The organism is Marinobacter sp. M5B (genome assembly GCF_042604615.1).
In the GTDB taxonomy this organism is placed as follows: domain Bacteria; phylum Pseudomonadota; class Gammaproteobacteria; order Pseudomonadales; family Oleiphilaceae; genus Marinobacter; species Marinobacter salarius.
In genome coordinates this window covers 520,414-537,524 of record NZ_CP156894.1, presented here as the reverse complement: position 1 = coordinate 537,524, position 17,111 = coordinate 520,414, and the positions used below count along the sequence as shown (strand labels likewise).

The 17,111-nt window shown below is 59.0% G+C and carries 15 protein-coding genes and 2 pseudogenes; 4 read left to right on the top strand and 13 right to left on the bottom strand.

Translation table 11 applies throughout. The features are described 5' to 3' along the window. Positions 1–4: 4 nt before the first annotated feature. Positions 5–958 (bottom strand): iron-siderophore ABC transporter substrate-binding protein, encoded by a 954-nt coding sequence (locus AAGD24_RS02445; RefSeq protein WP_228210306.1) that lies wholly within the window; start codon positions 956–958, stop codon positions 5–7. Between the two features lie 29 nt (positions 959–987). Continuing rightward, the gene (locus tag AAGD24_RS02440; protein WP_305937526.1) at positions 988–2,964 is read right to left on the bottom strand and encodes a ligand-gated channel protein; all 1,977 of its coding nucleotides are present in this window, start codon (positions 2,962–2,964) and stop codon (positions 988–990) included. Between the two features lie 109 nt (positions 2,965–3,073). Here AAGD24_RS02440 and AAGD24_RS02435 point away from each other — a divergent pair, with 109 nt between their 5' ends. Together AAGD24_RS02435 and AAGD24_RS02430 are read left to right on the top strand one after the other, a co-directional pair. Continuing rightward, the gene (locus AAGD24_RS02435; protein WP_228210304.1) at positions 3,074–3,988 is read left to right on the top strand and encodes a LysR family transcriptional regulator; all 915 of its coding nucleotides are present in this window, start codon (positions 3,074–3,076) and stop codon (positions 3,986–3,988) included. Positions 3,989–4,105: 117 nt separating this feature from the next. Continuing rightward, a complete protein-coding gene (locus AAGD24_RS02430; RefSeq protein ID WP_228210303.1) occupies positions 4,106–4,978 on the top strand; it encodes an ABC transporter substrate-binding protein in 873 nt (290 codons plus the stop codon). 112 nt (positions 4,979–5,090) lie between these two features. Here the strand turns inward: AAGD24_RS02430 and AAGD24_RS02425 are convergent. The 3 genes and pseudogenes from AAGD24_RS02425 to AAGD24_RS02415 all read right to left on the bottom strand — a co-directional run. Further along, positions 5,091–5,462 (bottom strand): annotated as a pseudogene (locus tag AAGD24_RS02425) (methyl-accepting chemotaxis protein); the annotation flags it as partial. A 204-nt stretch (positions 5,463–5,666) separates the two neighbouring features. After that, positions 5,667–6,398: pseudogene (locus AAGD24_RS02420) on the bottom strand (PAS domain-containing protein); the annotation flags it as partial. A 163-nt stretch (positions 6,399–6,561) separates the two neighbouring features. After that, complete coding sequence (locus tag AAGD24_RS02415; RefSeq protein WP_075195350.1) at positions 6,562–7,452, bottom strand: LysR family transcriptional regulator; 891 nt, start codon at positions 7,450–7,452, stop codon at positions 6,562–6,564. A gap of 116 nt (positions 7,453–7,568) precedes the next feature. On the opposite strand from AAGD24_RS02415, the gene AAGD24_RS02410 reads away from it, so the two are divergent. Beyond that, positions 7,569–7,913 (top strand): DUF1127 domain-containing protein, encoded by a 345-nt coding sequence (locus tag AAGD24_RS02410; protein ID WP_085681784.1) that lies wholly within the window; start codon positions 7,569–7,571, stop codon positions 7,911–7,913. Here the strand turns inward: AAGD24_RS02410 and AAGD24_RS02405 are convergent. From AAGD24_RS02405 to AAGD24_RS02380, 6 genes are read right to left on the bottom strand one after another with little or no spacing between them, the layout of a single operon-like run. Then, positions 7,899–9,701 (bottom strand): long-chain fatty acid--CoA ligase, encoded by a 1,803-nt coding sequence (locus tag AAGD24_RS02405; protein WP_085681785.1) that lies wholly within the window; start codon positions 9,699–9,701, stop codon positions 7,899–7,901. The genes AAGD24_RS02410 and AAGD24_RS02405 overlap by 15 nt on opposite strands. Then, positions 9,698–10,507 carry an ABC transporter ATP-binding protein gene (locus AAGD24_RS02400; protein ID WP_036202733.1) on the bottom strand — a complete coding sequence of 270 codons (810 nt, stop codon included), beginning with the start codon at positions 10,505–10,507 and terminating at the stop codon, positions 9,698–9,700. The genes AAGD24_RS02405 and AAGD24_RS02400 overlap by 4 nt, the downstream gene beginning before the upstream one ends. 8 nt (positions 10,508–10,515) lie before the next feature. Next, positions 10,516–11,724: an ABC transporter substrate-binding protein gene (locus AAGD24_RS02395; RefSeq protein WP_379866399.1), complete on the bottom strand. Its 1,209-nt coding sequence runs from the start codon at positions 11,722–11,724 to the stop codon at positions 10,516–10,518. A 59-nt stretch (positions 11,725–11,783) separates the two neighbouring features. Beyond that, positions 11,784–12,827, bottom strand: a complete 1,044-nt coding sequence (locus tag AAGD24_RS02390; protein WP_041334440.1) for a branched-chain amino acid ABC transporter permease — start codon at positions 12,825–12,827, stop codon at positions 11,784–11,786. 1 nt (position 12,828) lies between these two features. Next, positions 12,829–13,707, bottom strand: coding sequence for a branched-chain amino acid ABC transporter permease (locus AAGD24_RS02385; RefSeq protein WP_036202727.1), 879 nt, complete (start codon positions 13,705–13,707; stop codon positions 12,829–12,831). Then, complete coding sequence (locus AAGD24_RS02380; protein ID WP_213479971.1) at positions 13,707–14,522, bottom strand: ABC transporter ATP-binding protein; 816 nt, start codon at positions 14,520–14,522, stop codon at positions 13,707–13,709. The genes AAGD24_RS02385 and AAGD24_RS02380 overlap by 1 nt, the downstream gene beginning before the upstream one ends. Positions 14,523–14,770: 248 nt before the next feature. Here AAGD24_RS02380 and AAGD24_RS02375 point away from each other — a divergent pair, with 248 nt between their 5' ends. Further along, positions 14,771–15,565 carry an enoyl-CoA hydratase/isomerase family protein gene (locus AAGD24_RS02375; RefSeq protein ID WP_213479972.1) on the top strand — a complete coding sequence of 265 codons (795 nt, stop codon included), beginning with the start codon at positions 14,771–14,773 and terminating at the stop codon, positions 15,563–15,565. Between the two features lie 3 nt (positions 15,566–15,568). Here AAGD24_RS02375 and AAGD24_RS02370 read toward each other — a convergent pair whose 3' ends face one another. Both AAGD24_RS02370 and AAGD24_RS02365 read right to left on the bottom strand, forming a co-directional pair. Then, positions 15,569–16,255, bottom strand: a complete 687-nt coding sequence (locus AAGD24_RS02370; RefSeq protein WP_041334439.1) for an NAD-dependent epimerase/dehydratase family protein — start codon at positions 16,253–16,255, stop codon at positions 15,569–15,571. After that, positions 16,252–17,094: a hypothetical protein gene (locus AAGD24_RS02365; protein WP_169052541.1), complete on the bottom strand. Its 843-nt coding sequence runs from the start codon at positions 17,092–17,094 to the stop codon at positions 16,252–16,254. The genes AAGD24_RS02370 and AAGD24_RS02365 overlap by 4 nt, the downstream gene beginning before the upstream one ends. Positions 17,095–17,111: the final 17 nt, after the last annotated feature.

The window sequence follows — 17,111 nt, the reverse complement described above, 5'->3', positions numbered from 1 at the left end:
GAATCTATCTGCCAACTGCCGCTTCAAGGGTGTCCAGGATCTCGCCGGCGGCCAGGGGACCGGAGGCACTGGTCCATATCTGACCATCCACCGGCACCACCTGCCCGCTCTCAACGGCCTGCAGGCGGTTGAAAGCCGGGGATCGCCTGGCAGCTTCCAGAGCTTCCTGGCCATCGGCGTTCAAGGTCGCCAGGAACAGCCAGCTCTGATCGATCATAGACAGGTTTTCCTCGCTCAGGGGATGGCTATGAGGCCGTCCTTCCTTCACCAGGTCACTGTCGTTGACGTCAAAACCGACACTCTCCACCAGGGTGGCCGAGAAGATACCCGAGGCCATCACCAGCGCGCCCTGGGGCATCCAGCGAACCACGGAGGCATTACGCTCGCCTTCCGGCACATTGGCGCTAACCTGCTTAGAAACCTCAGCGATACGGTCCCTCACCTTGCGGATGGCGGCCTCGCCCTGCGCTTCCCTTCCCAGCGCCCTGGCGAACAGCCGGGTTTCCTGAATCCAGGAATCGCTCTGGTACGGCGTCACATCCGGCACCACCGTGGGGGCGATGGCCGACAGCAGTTCATACTGTTGCTGGTTGGTCCGCGCGGAGGCCAGGATGAGATCCGGTTGTAGGGCGATCACCGCTTCCATATTGGTCTCGCCGGGTGTGCCCACAATCTGGATATCGCCAGCCAGGGGCTGGATGTATTCCGCTACCGAGGTGCCACCCCGGGTGATGATCGCTCCTACCGGCTTGGCACCGGAGGCAATCGCCGCATCCAGGGCACCCTCATACAATGTGACGATTCGCGTTGGCGTGCCATCGACTTGCACGGGGCCATACTTCGTCTCGATGGAGCGAGGATCCGCGTCGGCCAGCCGTGTTGCCAGGCCCAGGACGGCAATGCAGGCCGCCATGGTCATCAGGCGCATCAGTGGGCGGTAGAGATTGGTCATGGTCATCAGTTCTCCGCAAAAGGTGTTTAAAAAATTCAGAAGCCGATATTCAGGGCCAGCCAGTAACGGCGACCGTCCTCAACCAGGCCGTACTCTTCGTCGGTAATTTCCTTGTCAAACAGGTTGTATACCCCTGCCTTGATCTGGGCGTTATCGGTTAACTGGTAGCCCAGGCCGGTGTCCAGGATGGTGTAGGACGGTGCAATCAGGGCATCCTGGGAGGGGCCGGTGTTAGGTTGGCTTTCCTTGCCACGATAGGTGGCCTTGATCCAGGGCGAGAGCCGGTCGGTCGGGAACCAGTTCAGTGACAGCGTTGCCAGGTGTTCCGGCAGTTGAGTCAGCGGCTCTCCCTCATATTCGCCGCTCTTCTGCTCAGAGTCGGTATAGGTGTAGCTGGCGCTGGCTTCCAGTGCTGTGCCAATCGGGCTGTTAAAGCCCACTTCCACGCCCTGGGTGACGGCCTCATCCACGTTGACGCGGTAGGTGGGGTCGGAACCAAACTGGTTAGGGCCGGCGTCACAGATGTCGATCGGGCAGGCAATCCGCGTAATCTTGTCCTCGAAGTCGTTGTGGAATACGGTCACATTGCCACGCATCCCGCCGGGAACCGTATAGTGAACGGACATTTCCTTGTTGAGGGATGTTTCCGGTTCCAGGTCCGGGTTGCCATAGACATCGCCACCACGGCTGGTCTGCCCCCAGTTAGGTACCGTTTCACGCAGGTTTGGTGAACGGAAACCGGTTGAAACACCGCCTTTCAGTGTCCAGCGCGACGCCATCTGCCAAACGCCGTATAGCCGTGGACTGACATGACTACCGTAGTTCTCGTCTTCATCCAGTCGAGCTCCGCCGGTAAGAGCGAAATCCTCGGTCAGCATCCATTCGTCTTCGGTGAAAAACGCCCACTTGTCGCCTTCCACCTCTGTCAGGTCCGATATCTGGTTCGACGTTTGGTCGTCCAGCGCCTCCTTTTCATAACTCGCGCCGACGGTCACCATATGGTTACCCAGTAGCACCACCAGACTGCTCTTGGCAGTCGTGTTTGTGATTTCCATCTGACGGCCTTCGTTCTTCACCGACTCCTGCTGAACGTAAGAGTTCGTGGTTCCCAGCTGCCAGCGTCCGGTATGAGAGAGAGCGTAATATTCGCGGAAGTGACTGCTGTCGGAATCCGTACAACCACCGCGGCAGCCATCCACGGGCCCGGACACACCCACAAACGAACGCCGGCGCTGATCCACGATACCGGATTCCAGCACGATGTCGTGGTCCTGGTTGGGGGTGAAGGATAGGCGGCCGGTCACGCTCTGCAATTCCTTTTCCTCGAAGCCATTGATAATCCGGTCTTCCTCACGGTTGTATTGCCGGCCATATATCTGCAGGCCGAGCAGATCGGACACCAGCGGACCGCCTACGTGGAAATTGGTCTGGAAAATATTGCCGGAGTCCTGGTTTTCCTGCAGGACGGTATCTAGTTGGAGCTCACCGCTCCAAGACTCGGGAACCTTGCGGGTGATCACGTTGATTACACCGCCAATGGCGTCGGAACCGTAGAGGGTCGACATAGGCCCGCGAATCACTTCAATCCGCTCGATCGCTCCCATCGGGGGCAACCAGTCCTGTTCAAAACCCGCACTGCCGTTGGGGCGGCTTTCCCGGCTGGATACCCGCTTACCGTCCACCAGCAGGAGCGTATAGGAAGCCGGCATGCCCCGCATGGTGATATCAGCACCGTTGTCGCCGGCACCGCCCCCGGTCACAATCACCCCGGGCACATCACGGAGTACATCGGTAATGTCCTTGTAAGCGCCACGCTCGATCTTTTCCCGGTTAATGACACTGATGGACGCCGGTGCATCCGTCAGTTCCTGCTCGTAACCGGTGGCACTGACCACCAGCTCATTAAGCTCGTGCGGCTCCTCGGCCAACAATGGCATCGCGCTGAGGGACACGGCCAGCACTGCCGTTGGCCGTGCCAGGCATCTGCGGAAAACGGGGAATGAGTCGCTCATGGGTGCACCTTATCTGGCTTAAAAAGTGCGAGAATGATAATACTTCGCATTAGCTTTAATAAGGTGATACTCTGGTACGCGTTGTTGCAAAAAGTGGAACCCTCCCGTCATGTATGACCTGAAAGAACTCGAAGCCTTCGCCGCTGTAGTCCGCTCCGGCAGCCTGAGCCTGACCGCTCGTGAACTGAACCTGCCCAAATCCACACTCAGCCGTCGAATCCGGCAGTTGGAAGCGGGCGTGGGGCAATCCCTGCTCCGGCGGGAATCCAACCAGTTGATCCCCAACGAAGCCGGGCACGTGTTCTACCGCTACTGCGACGAGATACTGGGCCTGGCCAGACAGGGGTCGGAGGCGCTGAACGAGTTGCACGAGGTGATTACGGGCGAATTGGTGCTGCGCTCCCATGAGGCGTTTATCCGGGGCTGGTTTGCGCAGGTAGTGGAAACATTCCTGGCACGGCATAGCAACGTCAACGTCCGGGTGCACACCCAGACAGAGACACCGGACGACCAGACGGACGGCATCTGCCTGTGGCTCGGCGAGCCCGGGGAGAACCGGCTGCGCCAGGAGCGACTGGGCTCACTGAGCCAGGGCATATACGGCCACCCCGAGTATCTCGAAAAGCGGGGGCGGCCGCAGACTCCCGGAGACCTGCAACACCACACTTGGGTGGACCTGCTGGGCCAGCGTGAGGGAGCGCGGCCACTCACCCTTCACCACAGTGTCCACGGCAGTTATCCCCTGCAACCAGCGGCCTCTTGCCTGCGGTTCGACCAGTTCTGCCTGCAGGGCGACGCCATTGTCCGCCAAAGCGGCCTCGGGCTGATGCCCCACTGGATGGTGGAGCGCCGCCTGCAGGCCCACCCGGGAACCCTGGAACTGTGCCTGCCGGAATGGCAGGGGCCATCGCTGTCCATCTGGCTGCTCTATCCTTACGGCAGCCTGCCAAGACGCACCCGGGCCTTCTTGGCACATTTGCGGGAATCCCTGCCCTCCGCCTGGTGTAACCGACGGGCAGCGTGAAGCCTGCAAAGCGTTGCATTTTCCGGAACGACGCGTGCAAACACTTTCCCGAAACACCGTGGTAGCCTTTTGTGCATGATACTCATTCCCATCTGAGAAAATGCATCAGGAGACTCCATGACGCTCATTAAACGCATGGCCCTTGCGGCCACCATAGGCGCCACCCTGGCACTTCCCGCCACTGCAATCGCCAGCAATGCCAGCCCCGGCGTCATCAGTTTCAACCACGGCAGCCTGGATACCCTCGAGGCCCTCGATCTCGGCGACCATGTCCTCGCCGTTCCCAAGCAGAGCCTGCCGGGCTACCTGTCAAAGTACGCCAGTGACGACTACCCTGACGCCGGCGGCCTGAAATCGCCGGACCTTGAGGTCATCGGCAACCTCAAACCGGACCTGGTGCTGATCACCGGTCGCCAGGGCGACATGCTTGATGACGTGGCGGAGGGCATTGAGGTTGTGAACGTCGGTCTGCCCGAGAGTGATTTCGCGGAAGGCGTTAACACCCGGGTGCTGGAACTGGCCGCCCGATTCAACGCAACCAATCGTGCCGAAAAGGCCCTGGACGGGCTCTGGCATTACGCGGAAACGCAAAAGCAGACCATCGAAGGTTCGCCGCAAGTGCTGGTAATCACCCACAATGACGGCAAATACGGCCTGAGGCACGAACCGGTGGTTGCCGACCTGTTGGGGCTTTCATCACCGGAGATTCCCGAGGGTACGGAAACCTTCACCCGAGGACCCCGTACCTTCACGCCGCTGACACCCGAGGTGATTGCCGCCATGGCGCCGGATGCCGTGCTGGTAGTGGATCGCAGCGCGTCCATCGGCCAGCCGGGGTTGGAAAAGGCCACGTTGGTTGGTCAACTGGAGGCGGCCGGCATGGACAAGCCCGATGTAACGATCCTGTCGCCGGGGCTGTGGTACCTGTCCGGAGGTGGACTTCAAAGCATCCGCCTGCAGATTGAGGAAGTGATCCAGGCCCTGCGTTAACCAGCTGCATCATCTCAGATCCAGGAACGTTTCCTTCACATACCTGGCCCGGCACCGCTCCACACGGCATTATCGTTTTGACCTTCTGCCCCTCGCGTAGGGGCATTTTTGTTTACTGCTCATTACTCAACCGCGCCACCACCGCCGCCAGATCCGTCATGCCCTTTTCCACCTGCTGAATACCGGTAGCAATGCCGGAGATTTCATCCGAGCTGCGGCGTGAAAGCGTTGACACCCCGTCCATATTCGCGCGCAGGGACTCGATCAAGTGGCTGTTCTTGCCCACTACCGTGGAAATTTCTTCCAGGGATTCAGCGGTCTTTGCCGCCAGTTTACGTACCTCGTCGGCTACCACTGCGAACCCCCGCCCCATTTCGCCGGCACGGGCGGCTTCGATGGCAGCGTTCAGGGCCAACAGGTTGGTCTGCTCAGCCACAGAGCGAATGGTGCTGACAATACTGCCAATCTGCTCGGCCTGGGTTTCCAGATCCCGGCTTACCTCCGTGGCGCTGGCCACCTCAGCCAGAGCCGATGCCGAGGTTTCCACCGCAAGGTTGAGGGCACGGGTAGCTTCAGCCGCAATCTGTGAGGTCTCCTCGGAAGTGGCGGCAGCCACGTCGGCTGCCTCGCGGGCGTTGTTCACCCGCGCGGTAATGTCCGAGGCGAATTTGATCACCTTGTATACCTGCCCGCCAGCATCCAGAACAGGGCTGTAGGTGGCTTCCAGCCAGATACTCTTGCCGTTCCTGTCCCTGCGCTCAAACTGCCCTGAAAAACTCTCACCACGGGCCAACCGCTTCCAGAAGTCAGGGTTATCGCGATAGAAATCATCAAAGCAGAACATCCTGTGGTGCTGATGGATGATCTCGTCCTTGGCGTAGCCGGTGGTGGCCAGGAAGTTCTCGTTGGCCTCCAGTATCGTGCCGTCGGGCGTGAACTTGATGACGGCCATGTAGCGGTCGAGGGCATCAAGCATGGCGGTATCATCCGCCACTTTGTCCTGGGCGGCAGTCGCGTCTGTTGCCAGTTTGATGACCTTGAAGATTTTCCCGTCCTCATCGGTGACGGGAAAATAGGTGGCCTCCAGCCAGACACGCCGACCATCCTTGGCAAAGCGGGGGAATGTGCCCTGTTTCTTGATACCGCGCCCGAGATCCTCCCAGAAGTGCTGGTATTCCAACGACGCCGTATAGCTTGAGTCACACAGCGCCCGGTGGTGCTTGCCAATGACCTCCTGGCGCTCGTACCCGACAATGGATAGCAGGATATCATTGGCAGACTCTACAATTCCCGAAGGGCTGAACTCGATATACCCGATCTGGGAGGCAATGGCATTCAGGGTTTGCTGAATCCTCTCCTGTTCGCCCCTGGAGACCGTTAACTGATCCGTCAATTCCACAATACGATGGCGCCCAAACATGACATTCTCTCCCTGATGGATGAAGCAGCACATTGCTCAATATATGCTCAACCCATCGGGGAAATAAGTAGCTTAAGGTACAGTTAAGGCAACGAACTGTAAGAAGCAATTACATTACATGTTTATCGATATGACCATCTTGAGACCAAGAGATCTCCGGAGATCATCTCCAATCCAGAAACGCATCCTTCACATGCCCCGCCAGCGCGTCGTTGACCGGGTTGCTGCCACTTCGCACCAGTGCAATCTGATACTCCGCCAGCGCCGGCAGCCCTTCCCGGTCGAGTTTTCGTAGCGGCGGGCGCACCAGGCTGACGGGGAACGGTGCAACCGCCAGGTCCGACAACATCGCCGCTTCCTGGCCGAAGCAATTATCGCAGGTGTAGGCAACCCGATAGGAAATATGGGCGTCATCCAGGGCCGTCAGCGCTGCCCGGCGCCATACGCAACCATGGCTGGCAAGCGCCACCGGCAGGGGTGACCGGTTGGCAGCGACACCCCCTTCGCGGCCGGCCCACACCAACGGTTCGGTGTGTACAACTTCACCGCGTCGCTCCTGCCCCTCATTGCCAATGGTGACCAGCACCATATCCAGCTCTCCCGCATCGAGCCGGTCCAGGTTCTGCTGACTGGAGCCAACCACGACATCCACCTGAACCGCCGGATACGAGCGCGCGAACTGCGCCAGTACGCCCGGCAGGATACGGCTGCCCACATCGTCTGAAGTGCCCAAACTGACCCGGCCTTCCAAAACGGGAGAGAGGAACTGCCGGATAGCCTCCTCGTTCAATCGCAGCAGTCGCCGGCCATACCCCAGTAGCACTTCTCCCTCGGGCGTCAGCCGGACGCGACGGGCTTCGCGCACAAAAAGTACATGACCGAGAATTTCCTCGAGCCGTTTGATCTGCATGCTCAGGGCCGAAGGGGTGCGAAAAACCTGCTTCGCGGCCCGGGTGAAACTTCCACTCTCGGCAATGGCCACGAAGGTTCTCAATACGTCGGTATCCAGTAGCGGGCCAACCTCGCGGTTAGGCGCAAGTTCGGTACTGTTCATAAGCCACCTTTCAATTTTTCTTAACTCAGATGTTAAATCTTTTCGTTTGTTTGATCAAAGGTGACGTTGCATGCTGATAACCATGCCCCCGCAAACACGCGAGGGCACCCATACTGATGACTGAACTGGAGATTGAAACGATGAGCCATTATCAGGATTTTCGCCGCCCCCAGCTTCGTCCAGACGCCCCCGCCAAGCCCCCGGAGCTGGAGCTTTACATGCCGGCCACCCCGCCACTGGCGTTCATGGCAACGGTTGAGTTCTGGGTCAGAATCTTCCGGCGCAGGCACCATTTTCGTCGCCTGTTCCTGCCTTTGCTGAAGGAAGATGACGAGATGCTGGCGGACATCGGCTTCGAGAGGACGGATATTCAGTGGGCGCTCAATCTCCCACTGAAAATCGACGCCCTCAAGGCGCTGGAGGCATGTCGCAGAGCGCGGGTTTGTTCAAACGTAAAGTGACTCGATCACATCCGTATACTTCTCATAGATGTTGCTTCTGCGCACCTTCATGGTGGCTGTCACTTCATCGTCGTCATGGTCGAGCTCTTTGGTGAGCAGGTGGAAACGCTTGATCTGTGCCACTTGGGGTAACTGATCATTACCCCTGCTCACCTCGGCCTGGATCAGTTCGTTCACCCGCTGCTGTTCTGTCAGGCTGCGGAAGGTGGTATAGGCAATCCGTTGCTGTTCGGCCCACTTGGCCACCGTGTCAAAATCGATCTGTATCAGGGCGGAAACGTATTTCCGGGCCTCACCGATCACAATGCATTCCTTGATATAGGGGCTGGCCTTGATGGTGTTCTCAATCTCCGTCGGCGACAGGTTCTTGCCGCCGGCGGTGATCATGATGTCTTTCAGCCGGTCGACAATCTTGAGCTGGCCATTCCGCCACTCGCCTACGTCGCCGGTATGCAGCCAGCCGTCTTTCAGGGTAGAAGCAGTCGCCGCGTCGCTCTTGTAGTAGCCCTTGAACATGCTGCCACCGCGCATAATGATCTCGTTCTGATCACCGAGTTTGACCTCAACGCCGGCGATCGCGACACCCACGGTTCCCAGCTTCACGTCATCCACCGGCTGTGCGGTTGCCACGCCGGTACTTTCCGTCTGGCCATAGACTTCCAGCAGCGGAACACCAATGGTCCGGAAGAATTCCAGAATCCCGGTGGAAATGGGGGCCGCTCCGGTCATCGCGATGGTACATCGGCGCAGGCCAATGAAATTCTGCAGGGCCCGGAACACCAGCCAGTAACTGAGGCTGTACAGGCCTTTTTCTTTCAGGCTCCACTGCGCCCGGGATTTGGTCGCCATAGGCGAACACGCGCGGATGGCCCAATCGAACAATGCCCGGCGGAAACGCCCTGTTTCCTGGACCTTGATATAGATGGCGGAGTGCAGCTTCTCCCAGATTCTGGGCACGCCCAGGAAAAAGGTCGGCGCAATTTCCCGCAAATCCTCCTGAACGGTCCGCAGGCTCTCGCCAAAGCTGACGGAGCTGCCTGCGTAAACCGGCGCAATGTTGGTTACCGCCTGCTCCGCCACATGGCACAGAGGCAGGTAGGAAAGGCTAGAACCGCGATCGTCCGCCTGCAGCAATTCAATAAGACCGGGAGCGGCAGCGTGAAGATTGCCCCAACTGATCATCGCGCCCTTCGGCCGTCCGGTGGAACCGGAGGTGTAGATCATCAGTGCGGTGTCATCCATCCGCTGGCCATCCAGCAATTCATCCACCAGTCCGGGATGGTCTTTTTCATACTCCCGGCCTCTGGCCTCAATGTCCTCGAACGCCGCCGGGGGCTCTGGATAGTAGCGAAGGCCTTTCATATCAATGGCAATGGTGTGCTTCAATTGGGGCAGTTGGGGCCAGGCTTCCAGCACCTTGTCGGTCTGCTCCTGATCCTCACACACCACAATGCTTGCATCGCTGTGTTCGAGAACGTAGGCCACTTCATTCCAGGGACTGGTCGGGTACACCCCAACACAGATGCCCCGAACCATGCCAATACCCATCTGGGCAATCACCCACTCCACCCGATTTTCCGAGATGATGGCCACATGGCCGCCCTCCTCCAACCCCATGGCGCGGAGGCCAAGACCAAAATGCCGGGCGCGATTGTAGTAGTCCCGCCAGGAATAAGCCTGCCAGATACCGAAGTCTTTCTGACGCAGGGCCAGGGCATCCGGCCGCTCTTGAGCATGGGCCCGCAGCATCTGGGTCAGGGTCAGATCAGGTAGGGAAGGTGTTGTCATGACAGCCACCGTTTACGGCGTTTATAGTGCTTGATATCACGGTAACTGCGGGCTTCACCTTCCTTGCCACCCACACCCAGGTAGAACTCCTGAACGTCCTCGTTCGCCGTGAGCTTGTCTGCCGGCCCGTCGATCACGATTTTGCCGTTCTCCATGATGTAACCGTATGAGGCAATCGCCAGAGACACGGCCGCATTCTGCTCCACCAGAAGAATCGCGGTGCCCTGTTCACGGTTGATCCGCGCCACGATGGTAAAAATCTCTTCCACCAGCAGCGGTGCCAGGCCCAGGGAGGGCTCATCAAGCATGATCAGGTCCGGCTGGGCAATCAGCGCCCGGCCCAGAGCCAGCATCTGCTGTTCGCCACCGGAGAGGTAACCCGCCAACTGCTTGCGGCGTTCCCTCAGGCGCGGGAAATAGTCATAGACCAACTCGTAGCTGTCACTCAACGAGGGCTTGCTGCCACTGAGTGCGTAGGTGGCGGCAACCAGGTTCTCCTCCACCGTGAGGTCTTCAAAGACACGGCGGCCTTCCATGACATGGAAGAGTCCGTTACGCACCAGTTTTTCGGGAGGCGTACCCTTTACATCCCTGCCCCGGAAACGTACTTCCCCGGCGGTCACCTCCCCGTCTTCCAGGGTCAGCAGGCCGGAGACGCTCTTCAGCGTGGTGGATTTGCCCGCACCATTGGAACCGAGGAGCGCCACAATGGCGCCCTCCGGCACCCGCAGCGACAGGCCCCGAAGAACCTGTACCGACTTGTTGTAGACCACCTCGATATTATCGATTTCCAGTAAGGCTTCCATACAGCCCCTCAGTCGAGGTGAATCCAGTCCGATACCGGCTCATAACGGCCTTCTTCAGCATTCACCCGCCAGATACGGCCGACCGGGAAGGACATGTTCCGCACGGTGACCGGAATGCCGATGATGCCGCCAGTATCCCAGTCCTCAATAGAGGCAAGAGATTCCGCCATGTTGTCTCCGGTCAGTTCTTTCCCCGCATCGAGCGTGCGCTTGACCACTTCTGTCCAGACCATGGCATTGAACCACCCCTGCATGTAGCCGGTAGGACGGTAGCCCGCTTCCGGATCGCTCTTCTCCGCCTGGGCACGGAGGGCATTAAGCATGGGCCCGCTTTCCTCGCTGTCGTAATAGTTGTAGGGCATTACGCCCATGTAGCCATCGGCATCCGCTCCCATCTTGTCGATGATCAGTTTGTCCGAGGACCAGAAGGTGCCCATGAACTGGGTATCGAGGCCCATCTGGCGCATCTGCACCATGAACTCGTTGATCGGCGACAGTACGTAGCCATGAAACACCACAAAGTCCGGTCGCACCCGGCGAAGCTTCAAAACCTCGGCGGACACATCCACACTGCCGGGCTTGGTCACAATCTCCTCGACAACCTCGATGCCCAGCTCGCCCGCGCGGGCTTTGCCGTTTTCGATGGGGTCCTTACCGAATTCGGTATCACTGTAAACAAAGGCCACGGTAGGCATATCACCGCCTTCACCCTGGGTGGCGATGTACTCCAGAATGATGCCGAACATCTGACTGTAGTTCGGGCCGGGAATGAACTGGTAAGGGTATTGCTCGTTATCCGTCAGCGCGGTCGCGAACGACGCCCCGCTCATCAGAGTATTGCCCTGGCTATTGAGCTCAGCGGCAATGGCTTTCATGAAACCGGTGCTGTCGCCGTAATAGGTAGCCGGGGAACTGCTACCGGAAATTTTCTTGAAGGCCGCCACCGAACGATCCACCTCATAGGCGGTGTCTTCCATCACATACTCGACCGGGTGGCCATTGATGCCCCCCTGGCTGTTGATCCAGTTGGTGTAGTCGGTCAGACCGGCGTGGATGTGAATACCGGCAAACGCAAACACGCCGGAGAGCGGTATGGAGCCGCCAAACACGACGGGCTCCTTGTCCTGTGACATCACCGGCGCGGCGACTGTCAGCGCAGCAACCAGGCTACCAAGCCCGGCAAGCCGGCGACCTTTTTTGAGGATGTTTCTGAACATGTTCATTCTCCTTGCGGCTTCTTGTTGTTGGTGTTGCACGGGTTCCCGTGAGAGAACCATTAATTCCGGAACGGCCAGAGGCGGAAAAAGCGACGGATACGGTGCCAGATTTCCGCAAGCCCATGAGGTTCAAAAATCAGGAAGCCCACGATCAGGGCGCCAAAGATGATTTCCAGCATCGGCGACATGAACACGGGCGCGTTGGGGTAGAACGGCGTCAGGGCCGCTGTCAGCAGTTTCAGCGCTTCCGGCACCAGGGTCATGAAAGCAGCACCGAGGATGCCCCCCAACAGATTGCCCATGCCCCCCACGATCACCGCCGCCAGATAGAAAATGGACATGGAAAGCGGAAAGCTCTCCGGGGTAACCACACGGTAGAAATAGGCAAACAGGCCACCGGCCACGCCGGCGTAGAACGAGCTGAGCGCGAACGACATCAGTTTGTAGCGCAGAAGGTTAATGCCGAGAATCTCGGCGGAAATATCCCGGTCTCGAATGGCAATAAAGGCCCTGCCGATTCGTGTCCGGAACACATTCCGGGCCGCCAGCACCATCAGCACCGCCAGCGGCACGATGATGAAATACATCATGAAATCACTCTGGAACGTCAACCCGAACAGGTGCGCTGGCTCCAGGCTCAGGCCACCCATGCCACCGGTGACGGATTCCCACTCGGCAAAAATGAAGTGCAGGAACACGCTCGCGGCCAGGGTGGCGATGGCCAGATACAGGCCTTTGACCCGCAGTGATGGCAGGCCCACCAGAATCCCGACGGCAGCAGCCATAAGCCCGGCCAGCACCAGAGTGACCGGGAACGGCAGGCCGGTGTTGATGGACAGCCAGGCCACCGTGTAGGCGCCAACGCCCATGAACCCCGCCTGCCCCAGGGAAATCAGCCCGGTAAAGCCGGTCAGGATGTTCAGGCCGGTGGTGCTGATTACGGCAATGCCAACCAGGCAGCCCAGGTACAGCAGGTAAGAGTCGACGGCAAACGGGAACACCACAAGAATCAGCAGGAAAAGACCCAGCCACAGCTTCTGGGTCTGGCTGGTCCAGATTGCCTCATCGGCCTCGTAACTCTGTTTCGCGTCACCGATGCGCATCTTACACTCGCTCTATTTCGTGGGTGCCAAAAAGGCCGTAGGGACGGATCACCAGGATCACCGCCAGCACCAGGAATGTTGCCGGCATACGGTACTCGCCCCCGAGGTAGGCACCGGCAACCGTTTCCAGCCAGCCAATGAACACGCCAGCCACCAGGGCACCGAGAATGCTGTCCAGGCCGCCAACGATCACCACCACCAGCACACTCAGACCAATGATCCCGAACTGCGGACTGAGGCCGCCGGTGGCGGCCACCAACACACCGGCCAACGATGCCGCAAGAGAGCCAAACACCCAGGCCATGTTGAATACCCGGCGCACGTTAATGCCCATGGAATAGGCCGCCGCCTGATCCGAGGCCGTTGCCCTCAGGGCCACGCCACCCCTGGAGAAGCGGAAATAAAGCAGATAAATAATGAGCAGGGCCGAACCGATCAGAAAGCCGTAGGCAATTTTTGGAGCGAGGTAGAGTGGGCCGATAAACACCGGCTCCCGTGGCAGAAAACGGGGCAACAACTGCGGATCGGCGGTCCAGATGAACTCCACCAGGCCCACAAGGATACTGCCAATGCCGATGGTGACCATCACCACCGAGATGGGGGACTCACCCAGCATGGGCCGGATCATGGTCTTCTCGATCACACCGCCCAGAATACTGCCACCGATCACCGCCAGCGGCAGGGCAATCCATGGTGACAACTCCATGCCACCAGCAAAGGCCAGGAACAGATAGGCGGCAAACATCATGATCTCGCCAATGGCAAAATTGATCACCCGGGTGGCCTTGTAGATGATCACAAACCCCAGCGCGATAAGGGCGTATAGCCCGCCCATGGCCAAACCGGCGAGGCTGATTTCACCAAAGAACAACCAATCCATCAGGCAACCTCCCCTTCTGGATTGAGCTTTCTTCGCAAACTGTCGATGTCACTGTTGCCCAGATAAGCCTTGATCACCTCGGGGTTGTTCTGAACATCCGCCGGCACGCCTTCGGTAATAACCTGGCCGAAATTCAGCACCGCGATATGGTCGGATATGTCCATCACCATGCCCATGTCGTGCTCTACCATCAGCACGGTAATGCCCCACTCTTCCCGGATATCCAGAATAAATCGGGCCATGTCCTCTTTCTCTTCCCGATTCATGCCGGCCACCGGTTCGTCCAGCATCAGCACCTTTGGTTGCATGGCTAGGGCCCGGGCAAGCTCAACCCGTTTTTGAAGCCCGTATGAGAGGCTGGCCACCGGCTGGCGTCGTATATGATCGATTTCCAGGAAGTCGATAATCCGCTCTTCCACTTCCCTGCGAACAGCCATTTCCTCCCGGCGGGCCGGCCCGAAATAAACCAGCGCACTGAGCAGTCCGCTCTTCATGTGCACATGGGCGCCAAGCTTGATGTTGTCGAGTACTGTCATACCCCGAAACAGGGCTATGTTCTGGAAGGTTCGGGCAAGGCCAAGGGCGGCTCGCCTCGGCGGCTTGATACTGCCCGGCAACTCTTGGCCATGGTAGCGAATGGTGCCCTGCTGCGGTTTGTAAAAGCCGGAGATGCAGTTAAAAAGCGAGGTCTTGCCCGCACCGTTCGGGCCGATAACGGTCGTGACGGTGTTTTCAGGCACCTGAAAACTGACATCCTGCAGCGCCTTGACGCCACCAAATGAGAGAGACAGGTTACTGATCTCAAGGATGCTCACATTACCTCCCGGCACCCCTGGCGCCGGGCAGACAGGCTCGCGAACACGCCCTGCTGGTACCCATCTCACGCCCGAAGATGATTGTCGTTGTTGTTTTTTCTTGTCATCGGGAGATCCCCGATCCAGATTAAAAGTAGTCCATTCAGGCAACATTGGGCAAACCCTTCTACCCTGTTACCTGTCAGACACCGAAGGGCGCTGAACAAATAGTGAAACCATGGCCCACTACGATGAGAGAAACATCCACCATGTCAGACTCATTGGTAACCACCGAATTCGACGCCGATACGGGCATCGCAACGATGACTTTCAACCGGCCAGCAGCCCTGAATGCAATCAGTGTGCCCATGGCAGAAGCCTTTCTCGCGGAGGCTCAGGCACTGAAAGACCGATCAGGCCTTCGATGCATCGTTCTGACCGGCTCCGGGCGCGCTTTTATGGCGGGCGGGGATATCGCCAGTATGACCGGCTCTCCCGAACAGGCGGGCAAAGCCGTCAGCGCCATCCTGGGTGCGGTCAACCCGGCCATCCTCCTGTTGCGCAGCATGGACGCCCCGGTGATCGCGGTGGTCAAGGGGGTTGCCGCTGGTGCCGGGCTGAGCCTGGCACTGATGGCGGACCTTGTCATTGCTCAGGAAGACACCAAGTTCTTGCTGGCCTACAACGGCATTGGCGCCATTCCTGACTGTGGTGGTAGCTGGTTCCTGGCCCACAAGATCGGCGCTGGGCGGGCAGCCGAGTTAATGCTGCTGGGCCGAACCCTGAGTGCGACCGAAGCCAGGGACTGGGGCATGATCACCGAGTCTGTTACGGAAGCCGACTTTGAAAAACGAGTAACTGAGATTACGAGAAACGTCGCGAATGGCCCCACCCGAGCCTTCGGTGCCTTTCGACGGCTTACGGACGGAGCCTGTGGCGATCAGTTGGCTGCCCAACTGGAAGCCGAAAAGGAAGCGTTCCTGGAACTGACCCGGACCGGGGATTTCGCAGAAGGCGTCGCCGCGTTCCTGGCCAAGCGCCCCCCTGAATTTCACGGATCCTGACTGTCAGGATGCTACATCCTGGGCAGCCAACGCCTTGATGTCCGGGTACTCGTGTACCCGAACCTCCGATTGCGCGGGCGCCTGCTGAGCAAGCGCCGACACCTCATTAACCATTGCCCTGGCCACGGTGACCGCCTCAATACCGCGAAACTTTTCCAGTGGGCCGATCAACGCCCGGTTGATGAGAGGCATGGCTTTTATGCCCAGTGCTTCGGCGGTGCGCTGCTCGCTGCGTTCGCCCAGCAGCAGACTGGGTTGGTAGATGGACAGGCAGGGATAGCCCAGCGACTTTATGCCGTCTTCCAGTTCACCCTTCACCCGATTGTAGAAAACGGTGGAAGACGATGAGGAGGCAATGGCAGACATCAGCACGAATACCTGCGCACCGTTTGCCCGGCCAAGCTCCGCCGCTTTCATCGGGTAACCGTAGTCCACTTTACGGAACTGCTCGCGAGAGCCGGCCTTCTTGATGGTGGTGCCCAGGCAACAGACGATGGCATCCACCGCGAACAGATCACTGTGTTCATCCAGGCGGTCGAAATCCACTTCCTGCTGATGCAGTTTTTCATGGTTCAGCGGCAACGCTCGACGCACGGGCGCGACGACCGATGACACGTCTTCCCGCGCCAGCAGACCCTTTAGCACCTGGCCACCGGTCAGGCCAGTGGCACCCAATAGCATCACTTTCATAGAATCTCCCTCAACCACGAAACAACACCCGGACACCCACTAGTATCCAGCACAAACTCCTGCCCCCGCGAGGCACTTTTCAGAGTGCAGTATTCCCCGTCCCGGGACCAGCGGGCGAGGTTACCGTGAAAACTCATCGCGGTGTCCGCCGAATCCGGATAGAAACACCCGGGTAATCGCCATTGCGTGGTCGAAGCGGCATCCGGTGCCGTCAGGCGTTGCCGCTCCTCCAGGCGTCCAAACACCCCGGCACCCGGAAGGCCGGTTGATCGCCCCTCAAGCTGCAGGGCATCGGAGGCCACATAGAGCGTATTGCCACCATCTGGCTGACCATGGAAGTGTGGATGGTAGCGGGCCCACCGCAGGTCACTATCCGACAACTCATCAATGCGGTAAACATCGCCAATCTGGAGCCAGCCCCACAGCCCGTGAAACGGGCGGGCCTGTTTTACAAACTGCCAACGTCTGCCCTGTTTTTCCACGTCCCGAAACAGACCGAAAAACAGGAACAGATCCCCCACCCCCACCTGCTGTTTACGGAGGTGCCCCTGTGCGGCGCCGGTTTGCCCCAGGCAGGGCCGCCAGCCGGTTTCCCGGGGATAAGCGTCAGCGATCAGGTCCGGGTCGAGGTGGGCCTTTCGGGCGCCACCACGCCGGTTGCCGGTCAGGTCGGCCACCAGCTTGCCAACATTCAGACCATCGTGATGGATATCATGGTAGGTGATCCGGGAACGCGAGTCCGGGATCGGCAGGGTATAGAAAGACCTGTCAGGGAACACCGGGCTGGGACAGCCGCCTGCGGAGGAATCAAAGCCTTTACGGCTGAGGATCAGTTTCATAAACGCATTTTGGAGCA

Excerpts from the sequence above, each read along its gene's own strand:
- AAGD24_RS02440 (WP_305937526.1), bottom strand. The coding sequence starts at position 2,964 with ATGAGCGACTCATTCCCCGTTTTCCGCAGATGCCTGGCACGGCCAACG.
- AAGD24_RS02400 (WP_036202733.1), bottom strand. The coding sequence starts at position 10,507 with ATGGAAGCCTTACTGGAAATCGATAATATCGAGGTGGTCTACAACAAG.
- AAGD24_RS02405 (WP_085681785.1), bottom strand. The coding sequence starts at position 9,701 with ATGACAACACCTTCCCTACCTGATCTGACCCTGACCCAGATGCTGCGG.
- AAGD24_RS02385 (WP_036202727.1), bottom strand. The coding sequence starts at position 13,707 with ATGGATTGGTTGTTCTTTGGTGAAATCAGCCTCGCCGGTTTGGCCATG.
- AAGD24_RS02365 (WP_169052541.1), bottom strand. The coding sequence starts at position 17,094 with ATGAAACTGATCCTCAGCCGTAAAGGCTTTGATTCCTCCGCAGGCGGC.
- AAGD24_RS02370 (WP_041334439.1), bottom strand. The coding sequence starts at position 16,255 with ATGAAAGTGATGCTATTGGGTGCCACTGGCCTGACCGGTGGCCAGGTG.
- AAGD24_RS02395 (WP_379866399.1), bottom strand. The coding sequence starts at position 11,724 with ATGTTCAGAAACATCCTCAAAAAAGGTCGCCGGCTTGCCGGGCTTGGT.
- AAGD24_RS02375 (WP_213479972.1), top strand. The coding sequence starts at position 14,771 with ATGTCAGACTCATTGGTAACCACCGAATTCGACGCCGATACGGGCATC.
- AAGD24_RS02415 (WP_075195350.1), bottom strand. The coding sequence starts at position 7,452 with ATGAACAGTACCGAACTTGCGCCTAACCGCGAGGTTGGCCCGCTACTG.
- AAGD24_RS02430 (WP_228210303.1), top strand. The coding sequence starts at position 4,106 with ATGACGCTCATTAAACGCATGGCCCTTGCGGCCACCATAGGCGCCACC.
- AAGD24_RS02435 (WP_228210304.1), top strand. The coding sequence starts at position 3,074 with ATGTATGACCTGAAAGAACTCGAAGCCTTCGCCGCTGTAGTCCGCTCC.
- AAGD24_RS02390 (WP_041334440.1), bottom strand. The coding sequence starts at position 12,827 with ATGCGCATCGGTGACGCGAAACAGAGTTACGAGGCCGATGAGGCAATC.
- AAGD24_RS02445 (WP_228210306.1), bottom strand. The coding sequence starts at position 958 with ATGACCATGACCAATCTCTACCGCCCACTGATGCGCCTGATGACCATG.
- AAGD24_RS02410 (WP_085681784.1), top strand. The coding sequence starts at position 7,569 with ATGACTGAACTGGAGATTGAAACGATGAGCCATTATCAGGATTTTCGC.